General features: G+C 73.2%; 20 protein-coding genes. 11 read left to right on the forward strand and 9 right to left on the reverse strand.

The genetic code is table 11. The features are described 5' to 3' along the window. Window positions 1-45: 45 nt before the first annotated feature. A complete protein-coding gene (locus tag KO717_RS20905; RefSeq protein ID WP_301370183.1) occupies window positions 46-1,278 on the reverse strand; it encodes an MFS transporter in 1,233 nt (410 codons plus the stop codon). A 192-nt stretch (window positions 1,279-1,470) separates the two neighbouring features. Between KO717_RS20905 and KO717_RS20910 the strand changes: the two genes are divergently transcribed. From KO717_RS20910 to KO717_RS20920, 3 genes are all read left to right on the forward strand, one after another. Then, entirely contained in the window at window positions 1,471-2,007 is a 537-nt protein-coding gene (locus KO717_RS20910; RefSeq protein ID WP_301370185.1) for a DUF3995 domain-containing protein, read from the forward strand. A gap of 39 nt (window positions 2,008-2,046) precedes the next feature. Continuing rightward, complete coding sequence (locus KO717_RS20915) at window positions 2,047-2,541, forward strand: GNAT family N-acetyltransferase (protein ID WP_301370187.1); 495 nt, start codon at window positions 2,047-2,049, stop codon at window positions 2,539-2,541. A 90-nt stretch (window positions 2,542-2,631) separates the two neighbouring features. Then, window positions 2,632-3,489, forward strand: coding sequence for a trypsin-like serine peptidase (locus KO717_RS20920; protein ID WP_301370189.1), 858 nt, complete (start codon window positions 2,632-2,634; stop codon window positions 3,487-3,489). 41 nt (window positions 3,490-3,530) lie between these two features. Here the strand turns inward: KO717_RS20920 and KO717_RS20925 are convergent, their stop codons facing one another. From KO717_RS20925 to KO717_RS20945, 5 genes are all read right to left on the reverse strand, one after another. Then, on the reverse strand, window positions 3,531-3,974 hold the full coding sequence (locus KO717_RS20925) for an NUDIX hydrolase (RefSeq protein WP_367401535.1): 444 nt from the start codon (window positions 3,972-3,974) through the stop codon (window positions 3,531-3,533). Window positions 3,975-4,086: 112 nt separating this feature from the next. After that, complete coding sequence (locus KO717_RS20930) at window positions 4,087-5,313, reverse strand: ABC transporter permease (protein ID WP_301370191.1); 1,227 nt, start codon at window positions 5,311-5,313, stop codon at window positions 4,087-4,089. Then, window positions 5,310-5,993, reverse strand: coding sequence for an ABC transporter ATP-binding protein (locus KO717_RS20935; protein WP_301374641.1), 684 nt, complete (start codon window positions 5,991-5,993; stop codon window positions 5,310-5,312). The genes KO717_RS20930 and KO717_RS20935 overlap by 4 nt, the downstream gene beginning before the upstream one ends. Before the next feature lie 26 nt (window positions 5,994-6,019). Further along, a complete protein-coding gene (locus KO717_RS20940) occupies window positions 6,020-7,126 on the reverse strand; it encodes a peptidoglycan-binding protein (RefSeq protein WP_301370193.1) in 1,107 nt (368 codons plus the stop codon). Next, window positions 7,123-7,614, reverse strand: a complete 492-nt coding sequence (locus KO717_RS20945; RefSeq protein WP_301370195.1) for a hypothetical protein — start codon at window positions 7,612-7,614, stop codon at window positions 7,123-7,125. Before KO717_RS20945 ends, KO717_RS20940 begins: the two co-directional genes overlap by 4 nt. Window positions 7,615-7,704: 90 nt before the next feature. Between KO717_RS20945 and KO717_RS20950 the strand changes: the two genes are divergently transcribed. The 3 genes from KO717_RS20950 to KO717_RS20960 are packed head-to-tail and all read left to right on the forward strand — an operon-like array spanning window position 7,705 to window position 10,519. After that, entirely contained in the window at window positions 7,705-8,367 is a 663-nt protein-coding gene (locus KO717_RS20950; RefSeq protein ID WP_301370197.1) for a response regulator transcription factor, read from the forward strand. Further along, complete coding sequence (locus tag KO717_RS20955; protein ID WP_301370200.1) at window positions 8,364-9,611, forward strand: ATP-binding protein; 1,248 nt, start codon at window positions 8,364-8,366, stop codon at window positions 9,609-9,611. Before KO717_RS20950 ends, KO717_RS20955 begins: the two co-directional genes overlap by 4 nt. Before the next feature lie 41 nt (window positions 9,612-9,652). Next, window positions 9,653-10,519, forward strand: coding sequence for a L,D-transpeptidase family protein (locus KO717_RS20960; protein ID WP_301370202.1), 867 nt, complete (start codon window positions 9,653-9,655; stop codon window positions 10,517-10,519). On the opposite strand, the gene KO717_RS20965 is transcribed toward KO717_RS20960, so the two are convergent. Continuing rightward, complete coding sequence (locus KO717_RS20965; RefSeq protein WP_301370204.1) at window positions 10,491-11,129, reverse strand: hypothetical protein; 639 nt, start codon at window positions 11,127-11,129, stop codon at window positions 10,491-10,493. The two genes, KO717_RS20960 and KO717_RS20965, sit on opposite strands and share 29 nt — an antisense overlap. A 149-nt stretch (window positions 11,130-11,278) precedes the next feature. Here KO717_RS20965 and KO717_RS20970 point away from each other — a divergent pair, with 149 nt between their 5' ends. The 5 genes from KO717_RS20970 (at window position 11,279) to KO717_RS20990 (ending at window position 17,611) form a co-directional block, all read left to right on the forward strand. After that, entirely contained in the window at window positions 11,279-12,226 is a 948-nt protein-coding gene (locus KO717_RS20970; protein ID WP_301370206.1) for an LLM class F420-dependent oxidoreductase, read from the forward strand. A 13-nt stretch (window positions 12,227-12,239) separates the two neighbouring features. Further along, complete coding sequence (locus tag KO717_RS20975) at window positions 12,240-13,025, forward strand: SDR family NAD(P)-dependent oxidoreductase (RefSeq protein WP_301370208.1); 786 nt, start codon at window positions 12,240-12,242, stop codon at window positions 13,023-13,025. Between the two features lie 94 nt (window positions 13,026-13,119). Then, on the forward strand, window positions 13,120-14,241 hold the full coding sequence (locus tag KO717_RS20980) for an LLM class flavin-dependent oxidoreductase (protein WP_052872699.1): 1,122 nt from the start codon (window positions 13,120-13,122) through the stop codon (window positions 14,239-14,241). Between the two features lie 170 nt (window positions 14,242-14,411). Continuing rightward, window positions 14,412-16,151, forward strand: coding sequence for an N-acyl-D-amino-acid deacylase family protein (locus KO717_RS20985; RefSeq protein ID WP_301370210.1), 1,740 nt, complete (start codon window positions 14,412-14,414; stop codon window positions 16,149-16,151). Then, complete coding sequence (locus KO717_RS20990; RefSeq protein WP_301370212.1) at window positions 16,148-17,611, forward strand: aldehyde dehydrogenase family protein; 1,464 nt, start codon at window positions 16,148-16,150, stop codon at window positions 17,609-17,611. The genes KO717_RS20985 and KO717_RS20990 overlap by 4 nt, the downstream gene beginning before the upstream one ends. Window positions 17,612-17,668: 57 nt before the next feature. Here the strand turns inward: KO717_RS20990 and KO717_RS20995 are convergent, their stop codons facing one another. Together KO717_RS20995 and KO717_RS21000 are read right to left on the reverse strand one after the other, a co-directional pair. Then, a complete protein-coding gene (locus KO717_RS20995; protein WP_301370213.1) occupies window positions 17,669-19,510 on the reverse strand; it encodes a hypothetical protein in 1,842 nt (613 codons plus the stop codon). 54 nt (window positions 19,511-19,564) lie between these two features. Then, window positions 19,565-20,653, reverse strand: coding sequence for a DNA alkylation repair protein (locus tag KO717_RS21000; protein ID WP_301370215.1), 1,089 nt, complete (start codon window positions 20,651-20,653; stop codon window positions 19,565-19,567). Window positions 20,654-20,726 lie beyond the last annotated feature (73 nt).

Raw genomic sequence — 20,726 nt, forward strand, 5'->3', positions numbered from 1 at the left:
CGCAGGGCGTGGCCGGCCCCCTCCGCCGGCCACGCCCTGGGGGGCCTACGGCCATGGGTGACCTACGGCCACTCGCGCCCGGTCCGCGCCCCGGACCGCGAGCAGCAGCGCCGTGGCCAGCCCCGCCACCGTCAGCGCCGGCAGCAGCACCCGCACGTCCACGAAGGCCACCAGGGCGGAACCCAGCGCCAGCGCCAGCGCGTTCGGTACGAAGATCAGGGTGTTGGCCGTGGCCGCGGCACGGCCCAGCGCCGCGTTCGGGACCTCGCGCTGCACGGCCGTCAGGGCGGCGATCAGCACACACGGCAGTCCGGCGCCGATGGCCGCGCTGCCCGCCAGGGCCGCCGCGTCGTACGGCAGCGCCCGGACCCCGGCGCCGAGGGCGAACAGGGCCGTTCCGGCGGCCGTGAACAGGCTCTCCGGCATCCGCCGCAGCAGCGGGCCCGCCACGAGCCCGCTCACGACCGAACCCGCGCCCTGCACCGCGTACAGCACCCCCACGTAGGCGGGCGCGTGCCCCAGCACGTCCCCGGCGACCGCGTAGATCACCGCGCCGTTCAGCCCGGCCAGGAACATCACGGCGGCGCCGGCCGACACCAGCGTGCGCACCGCAGGGGCCTTGCGCAGCTGCCGCCAGCCCTCCGCCATCCGCGCGAATCCCCCCGGCCCGTCCCGGATCCGCTCCCGTTCCGGCGGCTCGCCGGGCACCCGCAGCAGGGCGAAGATCCCAGCCGCCAGCGCGAAGGTCACCGCGTCGAGCAGGGCCACCGACGCCCCGCCGAAGCGGGCGAACAGGGCCGCCCCCACCAGCGGAGCCAGCAGCTTCATGCCCTCGTCGGCGGTCAGCCGCAGCCCGTTGAAGTCCCCGAGGAGCCGGTGGCCGACGGCCTGCGGGACCAGGGCCGCCTCCGCCGCCCCGTGCAGGGTGCCGCAGATCCCGTACACGAGCAGGATCGCGAACAGCAGCCACACCCGGTCCGCCGAGTCCAGCAGGGTCAGTACGGGCAGCAGCGCGGCCATCACGAGGCCGAGGGCGACCAGCAGAGGCCGACGGGGCAGCCGGTCGGCGAGCGCCCCCAGCGCCGGTCCGGCCAGGACCGGCGCCCACAGGGTGAACACGGTCAGGGCCGCGAGCGAGTCCGACCCGGTCAGCGACTTCACCCAGACCCCGGCGACCAGCCACATGGCGGTCGTACCGAATCCCGAGACCACCACCCCGGACAGGTAGAGCCCCGCGTTGCGGTCCCGCAGGACCTTTCCCACTCCTCGATCGCTCACCGGCCCAGCCTGAGTTCTAAGGCGGGGGCCGGGGATCGGGCAGACGACCTATACGCCGCACCCGGAGTTCCCCCGCACGGGGGAGGACGGGATCGTGCGCGGGCCGGATCCGCGCGGGCGCCGGGTCGGTGAGTCTGGATCCGGGCGGCCGAGGCCCACACCGCCACCGAACCGAACACACCGGAGGACCCCATGGCGACCGTGCACGAGACCCCGCTCCCCACCCGCGGTTCCACCCGCGGGCCCGCCACCCGGCGGCGCACCTGGCCGGGTTACACGGCCGCCGCCGCGGCCCTCGGGTACGCGGCCCCGCACTTCTGGTGGGGAGCCGGGGTCGCGTTCATGTTCCCCGGCGACTTCGCCGGGGCCCCGCAGGACAACCTGGAGGCCGCGATCGGCTACTGGGTGATGGGCGCGGTGGCGGTGTTCGGCGCGGTGCTCTCCCTCGCGCTGGTCAGCCCCTGGGGCCGCCGCATCCCCGCCCTCCTGATCGCCGTACCGGCGGGGATCGCCGCGTGCGGCATGACGCTGTGGGGCTTCACCTATTTCGCGATGCAGTACCTGCTGGCCGCCGGCCGCGTCGTCTCCTCGCCCGCCTTCGCCGCCAAGGACGCGCACCCGCAGGCAGCCTGGGGCCTCTTCTGGTACGCGCTCTTCCTGCTCTGGGGGATCACCCTCGGCATCGCGGCCCGGCAGCGCCTGCGCGAGCGCCCGGCCCGGCGCGCGTGAAAGCCCGCGCTCGCAGCCGGCCAGAACTAGCATCGGGCCGTGCCCCGACTCCAGTTGCTGCGCTTCGACCACGCCCCGGCCCTGCTCGCGTTCGAGCAGGAGAACCGGGCCTACTTCGCCGCATCGGTCCCGGACCGCGGCGATCGCTACTTCGCCGACTTCGACACGCGGCACGCCGCACTGATGGCCGAGCAGGCCGCCGGGCTGTGCTTCTTCCACGTCCTGGTGGACGACGGCGGGGAAGTGGTGGGCCGGGTCAACCTCGTGGACGTGGCCGACGGTTCGGCCGAGCTCGGGTACCGGATCGCCGAGCGGGCCACGGGCCGGGGCCTGGCCACGGCCGCGGTCCGGGAGGCCCGCGGGCTGGCGGTCACGGAGTACGGACTGGCCGCGCTGCGGGCGGTCACGACGCTCGACAACGCCGGCTCACGCGCCGTGCTGGCCCGTACGGGATTCGTGACCACGGGCGATGTCGACCTGGACGGCCGTCCGGGCCTGCGTTTCGTATGCGACCTGCGGGGCGGAACGGTCTGAGGCGCAGGCCGGGAGCCGTCCCCGGCCTTGCACCCGACCCTGCCGCCGGGGCATGCTTCGCCAGGGCAAAGCGGGAGGATGATCATGCCGGTGGACAAGCGGACCGTCGTGACGGCGGTGCTGTGCGCGGTGGCGGCCCTGGGGGCGTCCGCCGCGGTGGCCAAACTCGCGCCGCCGCCGGAGGGGGTCCCCCCGGTACGGGCGAAGGCCGCGCCGAGCGCGTCCCCGACGGGACCGTCGTCGCGATCGCAAGTGGCGAAGCCGCAGCTGTCCCCGCCTCCCGGTGCCACCCTGCCGCCGGCTGTCACCCCGCCGCCCGGTGGGCCCGCCGCCTTCACCGGAGCCCTGTTCACCAACGGCCTGGACAGTGATCACTTCTGCACCGCCACCGTGGTGAGCAGCCCCGGCCGAAGCATGATCATCACTGCCGGGCACTGCCTGCTCGAAGGGGACCAGAGCGGCGGAAGCGCCGTCTTCGCACCCGCGTACGCCAACGGAGTCGCCCCGTACGGCACTTGGAAGATCGAGGAAGTCTTCGAGGACGACCGCTGGGCCGAGGGTACGGACGACGACTACGACCTCGCCTTCGCCCGCCTCGCCCCGGACGCCAAGGGCCGCACCATCGAGGACGTGACCGGCGCGGCCGTCCTCGACACCAGCGGCCGCGCGGGCGAGGAGGTCACCGTGACCGGTTACCCCGCCGACCGCAAGGTTCCCCGTACCTGCACGTCGGTCGCCGTCCGTATGAGCGCGACCCAGCAGCGCTTCGACTGCGCCGACTTCCCGGGCGGCACCAGCGGCAGCGCGTGGATCGCCGGCGACGGGAAGATCATCGGCATCCTCACGGGAGGGGACACGGACGACGTGTCGACCAGCACGGTCCTCGGCGAGTACGCGGCCTCCCTCTACGCCAAGGCCACCGCGAAGACCGCCGTCACCAAGCCCTAGCCCGCCGAGGCCTGGCCCGCCGAGCCCTGGCACGCCAAGTCCTAGGCCAGCAGCCCCAGGTGGACAGGTTCCGCCGGGGCGTCCGCCAGGAGGTCCGGCAGGCGCGGGGGCCACAGGGGTTCGCCCAGGGTGGCCAGGCGCTGCGGGGTCAGCCACTGCCAGTGGATGTCCGGGGCCTCCAGGACCGGTTCGCGGTGCGGGCCCGTGGTGACGAAGATGTGCTCGTGCTGACGGACCGGGACGCCCTGGTACGTGAAGTCGTGCTCCCAGGTGCAGAGCAGCCGTTCGGGTTCCAGGTCGGTCCAGCCGGTCTCCTCGCGCAGCTCGCGCCGCACGCAGTCCTCGGGGCTCTCGCCCGGATCGATGCCGCCGCCGGGCGGCAGCCAGTGGATGCCCACCTCCACGTTGTCCTCCCGGAAGAGGAACACGGATCCGGTGGGAGACAGGATGACAACGCGCGCTGCGTGACGTGGAGTTCGCATCATCGATTCAATGTACGCCGGTGATCGGTTCCGGGGGATGGGCGTGCACCTGGCCTTTTACCGCCTTTTGCGTGCCCGTCCCCCGTGCCCGTCCCCCGCGCCCGGCCCCGATCCGCTACGCCGCCGCCAGCGCCAGTGTCGGCGACAGCCGGGCCGCGCGCACCGCCGGGTAGAGCCCGGCCAGGGTGCCGATCACCAAGGTGGCGGCGAAGCCGCCGGTCACCGCCCAGAGCGGGACCACCCAGGGCAGGTCACCGGCCCGGGCGTAGACCGCCGTGGCCGCTCCGCCCAGGGCGATGCCCGCCAGGCCGCCGAGCCCGGACAGCAGCAGCGACTCGGTCACGAACTGGATCCGTATCTGGCCCTTCGTGCCGCCCAGGGACCGCCGCAGGCCGATCTCGTGCCGCCGCTCCAGCACCGAGATGATCATCGTGTTGGCGACGCCGACCCCGCCCACCAGCAGCGCGATCCCGCCCAGCCCCAGCAGCAGCGTGCTGAACGCGCCCTCCGTGGCCGCCTTCGCCTGGAGCGCCGCCGAGGGGTCGGAGACCTGCACCGCGCTCGGGGTCTGCGGGTTGGCCGTCCTCGGGATGAGCGCGCGGACCGCCGCCACCCGGTCGTCCGCCGACCGCTCGTACACCGCCGTCGGGTGACCGCCGAAGCCCAGCAGCTGCTCGGCCGCGTCCCACCCGATCAGCGCGGAGCGCTCGATCTCCGGGGCCAGCGGGACGGGCTCCAGGATGCCGGTCACCGTGAAGTACCGGCCGCCGATGAAGACCTGCTGACCCGGTCCGGTGATGCCGAGCCGGCGCGCGGAGACGTCCCCGAGCACCACCGCCGGGTAGCGGCCCGTGGCCGCGTTGAGCCAGGTGCCGCTCGCCATCCGCGCGCGCAGCGTGCCCAGCAGGTCGTCCTTGGCCGCCTTGAGCACGATCCCGCCCGTCTCCCCCTTCGGGATGTTCTCCGAGCGGCGTACGGACTCCGGCACGTCACCGGTGGTGCCGACCGACTCGACCCCCGCGATCCGGGAGATCATGCCGGGAGCGTCCTTGGGCAGTTTGGTGTCCTGACCGGTGAACATCCCCTCGCCCGGCTTCGCGACCAGCATGTTGGTGCCGAGCTTGTCGAGCTCCCGCAGCAGCTTCGCCTGGCTGGAGGAGGAGATCCCGACCACCGCGATCATCGTCGCGATGCCGATGGCGATGCCGAGCGCGGACAGGAACACCCGCATCGGGCGGGCGCGCAGGCCCGCCGACCCGACGTGCAGCACGTCCCGCGGGGAGAGCCGCGGCGGCTTCAACCGCCGGGCGCGCGTCCCCGTACGGGGCCTCGCGCGGCTCATGACGGCACCCCCGCCCGGTTCCGTACGTCCGCGACGATCTCCCCGTCGCGGATCCGCACCTGCCGAGGCAGGCTCGCCGCGATCTCCTGGTCGTGGGTGATCACGGCGATGGTGGCGCCGTCCCGGTTCAGCTCGCGCAGCAGCTCCATCACCGACTCCCCGGACGCCGTGTCCAGCGCGCCCGTCGGCTCGTCCGCGAGCAGCAGGTCCGGCGCGCCCGCCACCGCCCGGGCGATCGCCACCCGCTGCTTCTGCCCGCCGGACAGCTCGTGCGGCCGGTGGTCCATCCGGTCGCCGAGGCCCACCCGGTCCAGGGCCTGTGCCGCCCGGCGCAGCCGTTCGGCGCGCCGGAGGCCGCTGTAGAGCAGCCCTTCGGCGACGTTCGCCCGGGCGCTGATGCCCGGCACCAGGTGGAAGGACTGGAAGACGAAGCCGATGTGACGCGAGCGCAGGGCCGACAGCGAACGGTCCGGGAGGGCTGCGATGTCGTACCCGGCGATCCGTACGACGCCCGCGGTCGGGCGGTCCAGGGTGCCGACGATGTGCAGCAGGGTGGACTTGCCGGAGCCCGACGGGCCGACGATGGCGAGGAGTTCGCCGGCGGCCACGGTCAGGTCGACCCCGCGCAGGGCCGCGACCCCGCCCGGGTACTCCTTGGTGACCCCGGTCAGTTCCACCACCGGGCCCGGATGCGTCGTCGTGGCCGTCACAGTTTCGGGATCCCCACCTGCATGCCCTCTTCGAGGGCGCCGCCGGTCACCTCGACCCGGCCGTTGCCGAACATCCCCAGCTCGACCGGGACCTCGCGAGCCCGGCCGTCCTCCACGACCTGGACGCCGAAGCCGCCGCCCGCGAGCGCGAGCAGCGCGTTGACCGGCACGGAGAGCACGCCCTTGCGGGTCTCACCGGTCAGGCCGACGCTCACCGGGGACTGGTCGGGAGCGCCCACCTCGGCGGGCTTGTCGAAGGTGACGACGACCTCGGCCTGCGCCTTCTTGTCGCCGCCCCCGCCCCCGCCGCCCGCGCCACCGCCGTTCTTGTCGTCGGGCCGGTCGGCCCCGCCCACCGAGTCGATCCTCCCGGTGGCGCTGCCGCCTCCCGGCAGCCGTACGGTCACCGGGTCGCCGGCCTTCGCCGCGCCCGCCTTCGCCGCGTCCAGCTGGAAGCGGACGATCCGCTCGGTGCCCGTCACCGTCAGCACCGGCTTGCCCGGCGCCAGCTCGTCACCGACCGCCGCGTCGCCCGCGCGCACCCGCTGCGGCCCCGAGGCGAAGGCGATGTCCTCCTTGCCGACCTCGCCCGTCTCCGCCGCCTTGTGCGCCTTCTGCCACCGCTTGACCGCCGTGGCCGTACCCGCCGTGAAGGTGCCGTCCTCCGGGTCGAGTCCGGTCCCGTACCCGAGGGCCTGCAGATTCCGCTTGAGCTGCTTGACGTCCTCGCCCTTGTCGCCGGCCTTCAGCGGCCGGTACATCGGCGTGGACCCGTACATGAGCCGCACCACCCGGCCGTTGACCTCGTACAGCTTCCCGTCCCGCTCCACCGCCGCGCCCTCGCCCGCGATCCACGTCAGCACGCCGGGCCCGCCCGCGTTGAGCTTGCGCTCCCGCGCGTAGCCGAGGGTGCCCTCCACCTGGAGGCCCGAGCCGAGGTCGCCGCGCTTGACCGGCGCCGTGGCCGGCGGCAGTCCGCCGGCCGCGCGCCGCTCCTGCTCACCCGCGTCGCGCTGCGGCTGCGCCATGACGGCCCAGCCGCCGCCCGAGAGGGTCAGTACGGCCGCCAGCGAGCCCAGCAGCCACTTGGCCCGCTTCCTCATCGGCCCGTGTCGCACTTCTTCTGGGCCTCCTCGAAGGCCTTCTCCTGGCCCTTGGGGATCTCGGTGGCGCTCTTCATGCCGCCCTCGTGGTACTCAGGGTCCTTGAGGGCGACCCCGTTCTCGCGCATGCACCGGATCCACTCCAGCTCCTTGTCCTTCTCCTCCTGCGTGGGCTCCTTGCCGGCGCCGGATCCGGTGCTCATGCCGCAGGCCTTCATGGCCTCCTGCATCTTCTGCGGATCGGCGTCCCCGCCCAGCGTCATCCCGCGCGGGTCCTGGCCGGGCTCGGGGTCGGGCACGTCCACGCCGTGCTCGCGCAGGCACTGGCGCATCTTCACCGCGTTGTCGGCCACCGTGCCGGCGCCGCCACCGCCGGCGCCCCCGGAGGAGTCCTTCTTCCCCGCCGACGAGTCGTTCGCGCAGGCGGTGGCGAACAGGGTCAGCCCGGTGACGACCGCGGCCGTGGTCATGATCAGGGATCGCTTCATGGGCCCGAGCCTGCGGTGAAAGGGCCTTTCGCTTCCCTCTCGCACCCTGCTTACAACGGCGAAATACCGATCTCCGGTAAAGAGGAAGCCATGCGCGTACTGGTGGTGGAGGACGAGGAATTCCTCCGGGAGATGATCGCCGAGGGGCTGCGCCGCGACGCGCTCGCCGTCGACGAGGCGAGCGACGGCCCGGAGGCCCTGCGGCGGCTGCGCCTCGGCGAGTACGACGTCCTCGTCCTGGACCGCGACCTGCCCGGCCTGCACGGCGACGAGGTCTGCCGGCAGGTCGTGCGCGAGCGGCTGCTGACCCGCGTCCTGATGCTGACCGCGTCCGGGACCGTACGGGACCGGGTCGAGGGCCTCGGCCTCGGCGCCGACGACTACCTCACCAAGCCCTTCGCCTACGACGAGCTCCTCGCCCGCGTCCTGGCCCTGGGCCGGCGGGCCCGCCCCGCGCTGCCGCCCGTACTGGAGCGGGCCGGGGTCGCCGTCGACACCGCCCGGCGCAGCGCCACCCGGGACGGTCACCGGCTCGCGCTGTCCCGCAAGGAGTTCGCGGTGCTGGAGGCGCTGCTGCGCGCCGAGGGCGCCGTCGTCAGCAACGACGACCTGATCGAGCAGGTGTGGGAGCAGGACACCAGCTACTCCACCAACGCCGTCCGCGTCACCCTCAGCAAGCTCCGCGCCAAGCTGGGCGAGCCGCCGCTGATCGAGACCGTGCCGGGCGCGGGCTACCGGATCGCCGCCCGGTGAGCGGGCGCCCGTCGACGCGGCTGCTGCGCACCGAGCGCGGCCGCCTCACCGCCCTGTACGGCTCCCTGCTGCTCCTGGCGGGCGGCGGCCTGGTGGCACTGGTCTACGTCCTCGTCGGCCAGGGCCTGTACGCGAGCGTCAGCGGGGCCGTCCGTACGGTCTCCCCGGCCTACGTCCTGCAGTCGCCGGACCCGCCCGTGCCCGGCAGGACGCTCGCCCCCGGCTGCCCCTGCCGGCCGGCGCAGAAGCTGCCCCCGGGCCAGACCCCCACCCCCGAGCAGCTCAAGGGCTACGCCTACACCCAGAACCTCTCCGACGCCGTCACCGACGCCACCCGGCACCGGCTGCTCGTGTACTCCCTCCTCGCGCTGGCCGTCTTCGCCGTGCTGTCGATCTGGCTCGCCTGGTGGATGGCCGGCCGGGTGCTGCGCCCCGTCGGCGTGATCACCGAGACCGCGCGCCGCCTGTCCGGGGAGAACCTGGACGAGCGGATCTCCCTCGACGCGCCGCCCGGCGAGCTCAAGCAGCTGGCCGACACCTTCGACGCGATGCTGGGGCGGATGGAGCAGCTGGTCTCCGCACAACGGCGGTTCGCGGCGAACGCGGCGCACGAACTGCGCACCCCGCTGGCCGTGCAGCGGGCGGCGGCCGAGATCGGCCTGGCGGGGGACCCGTCGCCGGAGAAGGTGGCCCGGATCCGCGCCAAGCTGATCGGTGTCGCCGACTCCAGCGAGCACCTCATCGAGTCCCTGCTGCTGCTCGCCGTCTCCGAACAGGGGCTGGAGTCCACCGGTCCGGTGGACCTGGCGGCGCTCGCGGCGGCCGAGCTGGCGGCCTGTCCACAGCAGGGGCTGACCGTCGTACGGACCCTCGCGCCGCTGACCGTGCCGGGCGACCGGACCCTGCTGGGGCACCTGCTGCGGAACCTGCTGACCAACGCGGTACGCCACAACCGCGCGGAAGGCCGGATCACCGTGTCCACCTCGGCCGAGGGGGAACTGACGGTGTCGAACACCGGACCGGTGATCGATCCGGCGGACGTGCCGGGGCTGCTGGAACCCTTCCGCAGGCGCGCCGAACGACTGCACACCGCAGGCGAGGGTGCCGGGTTGGGGCTGTCGATCGTGGCTTCGATCGCGCGGGCGCACGGCGCGGAGCTGATGGCGGAGGCCAATCCCGCCCCGGAGGGGGGCCTCACGGTCCGCGTCCGCTTCCCGCCGACCCGCGAGGCGCGCACGTCGTAGCCACCCGGGCTCCGGGGGCCTGCTGATGTACGGTCGGAGGAATGAGCCAGCACGACCGCGCCCGCTCCCGTCCGCCCCGCAAGCCCGGCCAGCCCCGCAAGCCCCGTGCGATCCGCAGGACCCGCCGGGTGGCCCTTGCCACCGTGCTCGGCCTGGCGACCTTCACGGCCGGCTGGGTGTACGTGGCGCAGGACCCGGACAAGGCCGCCGACCCGCGGCCGCAGGCCCACGCGGACGCCCGCCCGCAGGCCGAGGACCGCGCCGCGCGTGATGCGCAGCGGGCCGCCGCCGCCCGGCAGGATGCCCGGCGGGCCGCCGCCGCGCAGGGTCTGACCGGCGTCAGCGAGCAGACCCGGGCCCGGATCCCGGCCGAGTCCCGTCAGCTCATCCTGGTCACCGGCAAGGCGGTGGACTCCTCGGAGTCCACCGCCGCCTTCTACACGCGCCCCGCGGCCGGCGCCGACTGGGTCCGGACCGAGAGCTGGCCGGCCCGCAACGGGGCCAAGGGCTGGTCCACCGAACGCGAGTACGGAGATCTGACCTCGCCGATGGGCGTCTTCGCACTCACCGACGCGGGCGGCCTGCTGCCGGAGCCGCCCGGGACCCGGCTCCCGTACGACATGAACAACGGCTTCGTCCCTTCGGGTCTCGGGGTGAACGGGGAGTCCCTGGCGGGCTCCTTCGACTACGTCGTCGCCATCGACTTCAACCGCAGGCCGGGCCGGTCCCCGCTGGACCCGGTCATGCCGGACGGCGAGGACAAGGGCGGCAACATCTGGCTGCACGTGGACCACGACGGGCCCTCGCAGGGCTGCGTGGGCATCCCGAAAGCTGCCATGCAGAAGGTCCTGGAGACCCTCGACCCGGCGGCGAAGCCGGTCATCGTGATGGGGCCGGAAGGCTTCTGAGCCGGGCGGGGCGGGGCCGCAGCAGCAGTCCGATGTAGACGAGGTCGAAGACGCTGCACAGGATCCCGAGACCGAGGATGAACGGCGCGTCCTCCAGCACCCCGAACAGCAGGGTCGGGGCGAGCGTCCCGAGCCATTTGGCGACGGCGATGGTCAGGGACTGACCGAGCGGCCCCTGCCGGGAGGCGTACAGGGCGATGAACAGGCCGGACATCAGCAGGTTCTGCAGGAACGCCGAGTACCGGCTCGCGTCGTGCGCCCCGAAGTGCGCCAGGAACATCGACTGCACGGCGAATCCCGTCCCGAACACCAGGACCGACCAGGCGGCGAAGAGCGGCCGGGTCACGAACTCCGGCAGCTCGGCCCGCCCGAAGCGCAGATACGTGTAGACGATCACCAGGTCGGCCACCGCCCACACCACGTTGACCACGCCCTGCGCGGAGACCCCGACCGAGACGTCGCGGGCCGCGTAGATGATTTCCCAGGCGAAGTTGAGCGCGAGCGCGGCGACGGGCATCGCGTACGTCCGGTCCCGCAGCCCGACGCGGATCGCCTCCACGTACACGACCGTCCAGGCGATACCGCTGACCAGCGTGAGTATGAGATCCACCCGCGCACCCTAGCGAGGGGAGCGGCGCAGGGGAACGCCGCCGGTTCGGCCCGGCGTGTGTCACACCCCTTGTCTGACGGTCCGTCAGCTACGACGATGGCCCCGCACCGATATGACGAATCGGCAGACGAAGGCGAGGCGGGCCCGCCATGGCGCGCGTATTTCCGCAAGGTCGGCTGGTCTACGGGATGCAGCTCCCGGTCCAGTCGCAGAGCACCATCTACGCCGAGCCCTGGGAGGCGTCGGCCACCGCCGCCGATCTCGCCGGGATCGCGCGGGCCGCCGACCGGGCCGGCTTCGGGTACGTGGCCACCTGCGACCACGTGGCCATCCCGCGGCGGCTCGCCGGCCCCATGAGCACCGTCTGGTACGACCCGGTGGCGACCCTGTCCTTCCTGGCCGGCATCACCGAGCGCGTGCGGCTGCTGAGCCATGTCGCGATCCTGGGCCTGCGCCACCCGCTGATCAGCGCCAAGCAGTACGCCACCCTCGACCACCTCTCCGGCGGCCGGCTGATCCTCGGGGTGGGCGCGGGACACGTGCAGGAGGAGTTCGAGATCCTCGGCGTGGACTTCGCGCGCCGCGGCGCCGTCCTCGACGAGACCCTGGACGCGCTGCGGGCGGCGCTGGGGCCCGGGGAGTACCCGGAGTTCGAGGGCGAGCTGTTCTCCTTCAAGGACCTCGGCCAGCTGCCCCGGCCCGCGCAGGAGCGGATCCCCGTCTGGGTCGGCGGCTCCTCGCCCGCCGCCGTACGCCGCGCCGCCGTACGCGGGGACGGCTGGCTCCCGCAGGGAGACCCGCGCGACAAGCTCCCGCAGCAGATCGCCCGGATCGGGGAGCTGCGCGAGGCGGCCGGGATCACCGGTGCCTTCGAGTTCGGCGCGATCACCGAGGCGCTGTACGTCGGCGAGCCCGGCTGGGACACCGGCCGCCGCACCCTCACCGGCAAGGCGGAGGCGCTCGCCGAGTCCCTCCGGGAGTACAGGGCGCTCGGCGTGGACCAGATCCAGGTGCGCTTCCGCAGCCGCGACCGCGCCGAACTCGTCGACCAGATCACCGCTTTCGGGGCCGAGGTGGCCCCCCTCCTCAACGACTAGGGGCTGACCGACCATGGGCAAGCTGGACGGGCGCGTCGTCATCATCACCGGCGCGGCACGCGGGCAGGGCGAGCAGGAGGCCCGGCTCTTCGCCGCCGAGGGCGCGCGGGTGCTCCTCGGCGACGTGCTGGACGAGCAGGGCGCGGCGGTGGCCAAGGACATCGGCGAGGACCGGGCCCGGTACGTACGGATGGACGTGAGCCGCGAGGAGGACTGGGCGGCCGCGGTCGCCGCCGCGAAGGAGGCCTTCGGCCCGATCGACGGCCTGGTCAACAACGCGGGCATCCTGCGCTTCAACGAGCTGACCGCGACCCCGCTGGAGGAGTTCCAGCAGGTGGTCCAGGTCAACCAGGTGGGTGCCTTCCTCGGAATCAAGGCGGTGGCCCCCGAGATCGAGGCGGCCGGCGGCGGCACCATCGTCAACACCTCCTCGTACACGGGCCTGACGGGCATGGCGTACGTCGGCACGTACGCCGCCACCAAGGCGGCGATCCTCGGCCTCACCCGGGTGGCCGCGCTGGAACTGGCGGGCAAGGGCATCCGGGTCAACGCGATGTGCCCGGGCGCCGTGGACACCCCGATGGCCAACCCGGGCCTGCTGGACCCGGCGAACATGACCGACGAGGCCAAGGACGCGATGGCCGAGCTCTACAAGCGGGTGGTCCCGCTGGGGCGGGTGGGGCAGCCGGAGGAGATCGCGAAGCTGGCGCTCTTCCTGACGGCCGACGACTCCTCGTACATCACCGGACAGCCGTTCGTGATCGACGGCGGCTGGCTGGCGGGCGTCAGCATTCTCTGATGGAGCGTCAGGTATTGACGCTCGCACCCTGGCAGTGGAACAGTCGAGACATCAAATCTGACGGAACGTCAGAAACCAAAGGACGGTGAACCCCTTGGAATTCGGGCTCTTTGTGCAGGGATACGTGCCTGAGGCGCGGTCCAAGGTCGACCCCGAGGCAGAGCACAAGGCGCTGATCGAGGAGACCGAGTACGTCATACAGGCGGACAAGTCCGGCTTCAAGTACGCCTGGGCCTCCGAGCACCACTTCCTGGAGGAGTACTCGCACCTGTCGGCGAACGAGGTGTTCCTCGGGTACCTCGCCCACGCCACCGAGCGCATCCACCTCGGCTCCGGCATCTTCAACCCGCTCGCCCCGGTGAACCACCCGGTCAAGGTGGCCGAGAAGGTCGCCATGCTCGACCACCTCTCCAAGGGCCGCTTCGAGTTCGGCACCGGCCGCGGCGCCGGCAGCCACGAGATCCTCGGCTTCCTGCCGGGCATCGAGGACATGAACGGCACCAAGGAGATCTGGGAGGAGACCATCGCGGAATTCCCCAAGATGTTCCTCCAGGAGGAGTACGAAGGGTTCCAGGGCAAGCACTGGTCGCTCCCGCCGCGGAAGATCTTCCCCAAGCCGTACGGCAAGGCCCACCCGGCCATGTGGTACGCCGCCGGCTCCCCGTCCTCGTACGCGATGGCGGCGAAGAAGGGCCTCGGCGTGCTGGGCTTCAGCGTGCAGAAGGTCTCCGACATGGAGTGGGTCCTCGACCAGTACAAGACGGCCATCCGGGAGGCGAAGGCCATCGGCGCCTTCGTCAACGACAACGTCATGGTCACCTCGACCGCGATCTGCGCCGAGACCCACGACAAGGCCGTCGAGATCGCCGTGAACGCCAACATGAACCGCTTCCAGTCGCTGGTCTTCCGCTACCACGACACCTTCCCGCGGCCCGAGGCGATCCCGCAGTGGCCCGAGACCCTGCCGGAGTACAACGCGGAGATCATCGAGCTGCTGATCGCGGAGGAACTGCTGATCTGCGGCGACCCGTCGGAGGTCCGGGCCCAGTGCAAGCGCTGGGAGCAGGCCGGCGCCGACCAGCTGTCCTTCGGCCTGCCGACCGGTGTCTCGCCCGAGGACACGATGACGACGATCAAGCTGATCGGCGAACACGTGATCCCCCACATCGACACGGACCCGGTCCACCGCACGACCCGCTTCCGCCAGGCCGTCTGACCCGGCGGGAACACGGGGACGGCGTCTTCCCGGACCGCCGTCCCGCACCGGCCCCGGCCGGGCGGCCACCGGCCGGGGCCAAACCCTGCCCCGCCGGCGTTTGAGGCGCGGGGTGTGGGGCGGAGCCCCACGAGACGGGCCGCAACGCGAACTCCGGCAGAAGGGACGTCATGCTCGACCACCTGATCAAGGGGGCGACCGTCGTGGACGGCACCGGCGCCCCCGCCCGCGTCGCAGACGTGGGGATACGCGACGGCCGGATCGCGGCGATAGCCGCACCCGGCACCGTCACCGAAGAGGCCCGCACCACCGAGGACGCCACCGGCCTGGTCCTCACCCCCGGCTTCGTCGACCCGCACACGCACTACGACGCCCAGCTCTTCTGGGACCCCTACGCCACGCCCTCCATGAACCACGGCGTGACCACCGTCGCCGGCGGCAACTGCGGCTTCACCCTGGCCCCGCTCAACCCCGCCCGCCCCGAGGACGCCGACTACACCCGCCGCATGATGAGCAAGGTCGAGGGCATGGCCCTCAAGGCCCTGGAGGAGGGCGTCGACTGGACCTGGTCCACCTTCGGCGAGTACCTCGACGCCCTGGAGGGCCGGATCGCCGTCAACGCCGGGTTCATGGTCGGCCACTGCGCCCTGCGCCGCCACGTGATGGGTGAGGACGCCGTCGGAGGCCAGCCCACCCCCGAGCAGATGCAGCAGATGCTCGATCTCTTCCACGACGCCATGAACGCCGGCGCCTGGGGCCTGTCCACCACCCAGTCCTCCACCCACTCCGACGGGTCCGGCGCCCCCGTGGCCTCCCGCCACGCCCGGCCCGCCGAGCTGCTCGCGCTGTCGAAGGCGGTCGCCGAACACGAGGGCACCCAGCTGGAGGCGATCGTCGCCGGCTGCCTCGACCAGTTCTCGGACGACGAGATCGACCTGTTCGTGGAGATGAGCGCCGCTGCCGGACGGCCCCTGAACTGGAACGTCCTCACCATCGACGCCTCCGTCCCCGAGCGGGTCCCGCGCCAGCTGATCCCCAGCGAGCGCGCCCGCAAGGCCGGCGGCCGCATCGTCGCGCTGACGATGCCCATCCTCACCCCCATGAACATGTCGCTGGGCACCTTCTGCGCGCTCAACCTCATCCCCGGCTGGGGCGAGATCCTCGGCCTGCCCGTCCCCGAGCGGATCGCCAAGCTCCGCGACGCCGGCGTACGCGCCGAGATGCTGCGCCGCGCCGACAGCAAGGAGGCCGGAGTCTTCCGGCGCCTCGCCCACTTCGGGCGGTACGTCATAGGGGACACGTACAGCAAGGAGAACGAGGGCCTCTCCGGCCGGGTCGTGAACGACATCGCCGCCGAACGCGGCCAGGACCCCTTCCAGTGCCTGGTCGAGATCTGCGCCAACGACGACCTGCGCACGGTGCTCTGGCCGATGCCCACCGACAACGATCCGGCGAGCTGGGCCCTGCGCCAGGAGACCTGGCAGCACGAGGACGTCATGCTCGGCGGCTCCGACGCCGGCGCGCACCTGGACCGGATGTGCGGGGCCCCGTACACGACCCGATTCCTCGGCGACTGCCTGCGCGGCCGCAAGCTCGTGCCGCTGGAGCAGGCGGTACGGATGCTCACCGACGACCCGGCCCGGCTGTTCGGGCTGCGCGAACGCGGCCGGATCGCCGAGGGCTACCACGCGGACCTGGTCCTCTTCGACCCCGAGCGCATCGAGGCCGGTCCCGCGACCCTCGTCCACGACCTGCCCGGGGACAGCCCCCGGCTGGACGCGCGGGCCATCGGCATCGTCTCGGTACGGGTCAACGGCGTGGAGACCATCCGCAACGACGAGGTGACGGGGGCGATCCCCGGGACCGTGCTCCGGTCGGGCCGGGACACGAGGACGGTGAGCACCCGTTGACCGCGCAGAAGCTCTACATCGGCGGCGAGTGGGTGGAGCCCGCGGGCGGCCACTACGAGGTGATCAACCCGGCGGACGAGTCGGTGGTCGGTCTCGCGCCCGAAGCCTCGCGCGGGCAGGTCGAGGAGGCGGCGCGCGCCGCGGCCGAGGCCTTCGGGAGCTGGTCCCGTACGACGCCCGAGGCGCGCGCGGCGATCCTGGACCGGGCCGCGGACATCATGCAGCGGGAGTACGAGCCGTGGGCGGTGCTGGCCCGGCAGGAGACGGGCGCACCGGCCGGCATCGCGCGCGGCATGCAGGTCGGGGTGGGCGTCACCCGCTTCCGGCGGTACGCCAAGGGAGCCCTCGAACCGGTCGAGAGGGGCCTGCCCCCGCAGGTCACCGAGGCCGGCCCGATGGGGCGGGCGAGCATCCTGGGCGCGCTGGAGGTGCGCCAGCCGGTCGGGGTGGTCACCTGCATCACCTCCTACAACAACCCCTGGGCGAACCCGGCGGGCAAGGTGGCGCCGGCCCTGGCCATGGGCAACACGGTGGTGGTCAAGCCGGCGCCGCAGGACCCGCTGTCGGTGTTCCGGATGGCGGACGCCCTGCACGAGGCCGGGGTGCCGGCGGGCGTGGTGAACGTGGTGAACGGCCAGTCGGTGGAGGTCGGCGAGGCCGCCGTGGACGCGCCGGACGTGGACATGGTCTCCTTCACCGGTTCCACGGCCGTCGGGCAGCGCATCGCCGAGGTCTGCGGCCGGTCCATGAAGCGGCAGCTGATGGAGCTGGGCGGCAAGGGCGCGGCGATCGTCTTCGAGGATGCGGACCTGGACGCGGCGGTGATGGGGATCGGGACGACCTTCTCCTTCTACTCCGGGCAGATCTGCACCGCCCCGACCCGGGTGATCGTCCACCGGTCCGTCCACGACCGTCTGATCGAGAAGCTGACCGGCTACCTGGCCTTCATGAAGGTCGGCGATCCGGCGGCGGCGGGCACGGTGGTCGGCCCGGTGATCTCGGCGGTGCACCGCGACCGGGTGGAGTCGTACATCGAGCTGGGGAAGAAGGAGGGGGCCCGGATCGCGTACGGCGGCGAGCGCCCGGTGGTGGGGGACGGCCGCGGCTTCTACGTGGCCCCGACCCTGCTGGTCGACTGCACGAACGACATGCGCGTGGTCCGTGAGGAGATCTTCGGCCCGGTGGTCGTGGTGGTGCCCTTCGACGGCGACGAGGAAGAGGCGGTCCGGCTCGCCAACGACAGCGACTTCGGGCTGCTGAGCTACGTGTGGTCGGGGGATTCGGCACGCGCGTTCCGCGTGGCGCGGCGGCTGCGGTCGGGCGGCGTCGGCGTCAACACCATCGGCCGCAACATGGAGGCGCCGTTCGGCGGCTTCAAGCGCAGCGGGGTGGGCCGGGACGTGGGCTCGTACGCGCTGCACGCCTACAGCGAGATCCAGTCGATCGTCTGGACGGCGTAGGGGGTGTCTTGCCCCCGCACGCCGGGGCCCCGCAGCGGGGCCCCGGCGCGCGGTCCGCTACGGGCCCCCGGGCGGCCAGTCGTGGCCGAGGGCCTCGGCGTACTCCTTGCTGCCCCCGCAGAGCCCTGCCCAGGTCCGCGGGTTCTGCGCCGCGAGCCGTTCGAGGGCGGCCCGGGCCTGCAATTGCGGCGGTGTGCCGTCGTCCGGGATCCGCCACGCGAACTGCAGCCACGGGTCGCCCTCGCCCGGTACGCCGGGTTCGGTGCCGGGAGCGTAGGTGAAGAGGAGCACGACGGTCCCCGGATCGTCCCATGCGGTGAAGGCCCCGCCCGCGCCGCAGTCCCACGCGGTGAGCAGTTCGGGGCGTTCCCGAAGCCCGTCGGCGATGAGCCGGGCGGTGTCGCGGGCCGGCCAGGACCAGCTCCGGTCGTTCTCGGCCCGTTCGACCTCCGCGTCGTACGCTGCGGCGTCGCACCGGTACGCGGGCGGCTGCCGTTTCCCTTCGACGCCTCGCCAGCCGTCCCACACCACCGTGTCGCCGTCCCGGTGGATCGTCACGTAGAGGGCCCCGCAGCAGCCTTCGGTGCAGTAGGCCTCGGCGAGCTGGACCTCCCGGGGTTCGGGACCGGCCCGCAGCCGCCCGGTGTCGAGCAGGAACTCGGGGGAATTGGAGCCGCCCGAGGCGAACAGGTCGGGAACCAACGGCCTGCCGCCGAGCAGGATCCGGGTCTCCACCACGTTGCACACGGCCGGGTCGGAGACGACGACCTCGATCTCGAACGTGGCCGGTGCGGCGGGCGGGATGAACGGCCGGTGTCCGGCGCGGAGCATCCAGCCGGCCCGGTGGCCGCTCGGGTCCTTGCCGGGGCCGATGCCCGCGGCGGCCACCGCCTTGTCGGGGACGGCCGCCCAGAGCGGTGCGGCCAGCAGCCGGCCCAGGGTGTCGATCAGTTCGGCCCGTCGGCCCGGCGGCCACTGCAGCACCGCCCCAGCCCCGCTGCGCAGGTCCTGGGCGAGTGAGATCAGCAAGGCGTACGAGTCGGGTGACGGGGTGAGCCGATGGGCTCCGCCGACCACGGCTTCGTACACGGGATGCGCCCGCGCGTAGTCGAGGACCTCCGGCCGGTACTGGTTCGTGTGGGACATGGCGAGCAGCAGCCGGCACGCCGCCACGGTCAGGTCGGGGTCCGCCGGGTAGGCGTCGAGCAACTCGTCCAGCCGGGCGGCCTCGGCGACCCGGCGGGGCGGGCCGATCGGCTTCGCCGTGGTGGAGCGGATCAGGGCGGCGCGGACGGCGTCGCGGTTCCCGCCGGTCACGGCGTCGAGGAGGGGGTTCGGGCGGGGTGGTTCGGCTCGGAGCCGCAGTTCGGCCTCGGCCGCCACCGGCCGGTCGATCCGGTCGAGGACGGCGACGGCCGCGAGGGAGAACTCCCGCAGCATGCCGAGGGCCCGGACGGTCGGCACGTCCTCGGGTTCGCCGAGACGGATCAGCAGGGCCAGGCCGGCGTGCACGGCCGACGGGTGTGTGCCGGTGCGGGTCAGCCGACGGGCCAGGCGTCGAGCCCGGCCCACGTACCGGTCCTCGGGGACGATCCGGCGCACGATCCGGTGGATGTTCTTCGGCGGAACGGGGAGCGGGGCCAGCCGCGCGTGCACGGCTTCGGCGGCGCGCCCGATGATGGGGTCGGCCAGGAGCGGGACGACGGCCGCGGTGACCGCGGCCTCGGCGGCGGGCGGGTCGAGCCGGTCGCGCCGGCTCACGGCAGGGAATCCGTCGGGCAGTGGGTATCCGCCGGACGGGACACGGCCGTCGGGCTCGATGCCGTGGCGGAAGAGGGCGTAGTCGTACAGGGACGTCGTCCGGGGGGCGAGCGGCTCGCGCTCGTCGCGGACGCTCATCGGGCGGGCTGGGACTCGATTCCGTAGGTCATGCCGAGAGGGTGTCAGGCGGGGTCAGGAGGCGTCCAGCGAAAAAGGGGCCTCGCCGCGGACCCGGCCGTTGATCTGGAGCTGCACCAGGTGCTCGCCGGAGTGGTAGCGGCGGGTGGTGATGGGTTTGAAGGAGTGGCGCTTGGTGCCGCCGAGGGTTTCGCCGGGGGCCACGGCGCGGGTGACGAGTTTGAACACCTTCGGCGTGCGGGTGCCGTTGGCCTTCGCGTGGTGGACGACGTAGTCGATGACCAGCCGGGCCGGGAGCGGGCCGGTGTTGGTGACCGTCCAGTCGAAGACGAGGTACTCGCCGACGGCGATCCGCGGGTCGGCGACCACCGGGCCGCTCACGGTGACGGGCACGTCGGGGGAGTGGCCGAGGAGGGTCAGTGCCTCGGGCCGCCCGGCCTTGATCAGGGTGCGCAGTCCGTGGCGTACGACGCGGTCGGTCGTGGCGTCGGGCTCGGCCAGCCAGCGGCCCGCGGTCTCGACCGCGAGGGCGGGGTGGTCGCGGCTGATGTCGTTGAGGTGGTTGGAGACGGAGCGGCGGACGTACTCGGACCCGTCGCGGTAGAGGGCGTCCAGCACCGGCAGGGCCGGCCGCGGGTCGGCGACGAAGGCGGGCAGCTGCGGGGCCCACGGCAGCCGGGGCCGGGTTCCCTCGCTGGCGAGGCGGCGTACGTGCGGGTCCGGGTCGGCCGTCCACTTCTGTACGACGGCCAGGGCGCGGTCCGGGTCGGCGCGCAGGAAGGGCCGGACGGCGGACTCGGCGGTGAGCCGGGGGGTGAGGTCGTGCAGCAGGTCCAGCCCGGGTTCGAACGCCTCCAGTCCGCGGACGGCGACGGCCTCGTTGACGGGGAAGGTCATCCAGCCCTCGAAGCCGGGCAGGGCGAGGGCGGTGCGTACGACGGCCTCGAAGTCGGGCCATGCGCCCGGGAGGTCGTCGAGCACGGCGTCGCGGACGGCGGCGACGCGGCCGCTGAAGGTCAGTCCGTCGAGGGCGTCGGCGCGGGCGCGCAGGGCCGGCGAGGACCGGCGGCCGCCCGCGCGGGCGAGCAGTCGGGCGAGGTGGGTGACGGTGTCCGCGCTGAGGAGCTCATCGGCCGTGGGCATGGGGCCAGTCTCGCCGATGCCGCCCGGGTCCGGTGGCCGGTCCCGGGACACCGGCAAACCCGTCCAGGACCCC

Origin of the sequence: Streptomyces xanthophaeus, assembly GCF_030440515.1 — a bacterium.
Taxonomy (GTDB): Bacteria; Actinomycetota; Actinomycetes; order Streptomycetales; family Streptomycetaceae; genus Streptomyces; species Streptomyces kutzneri.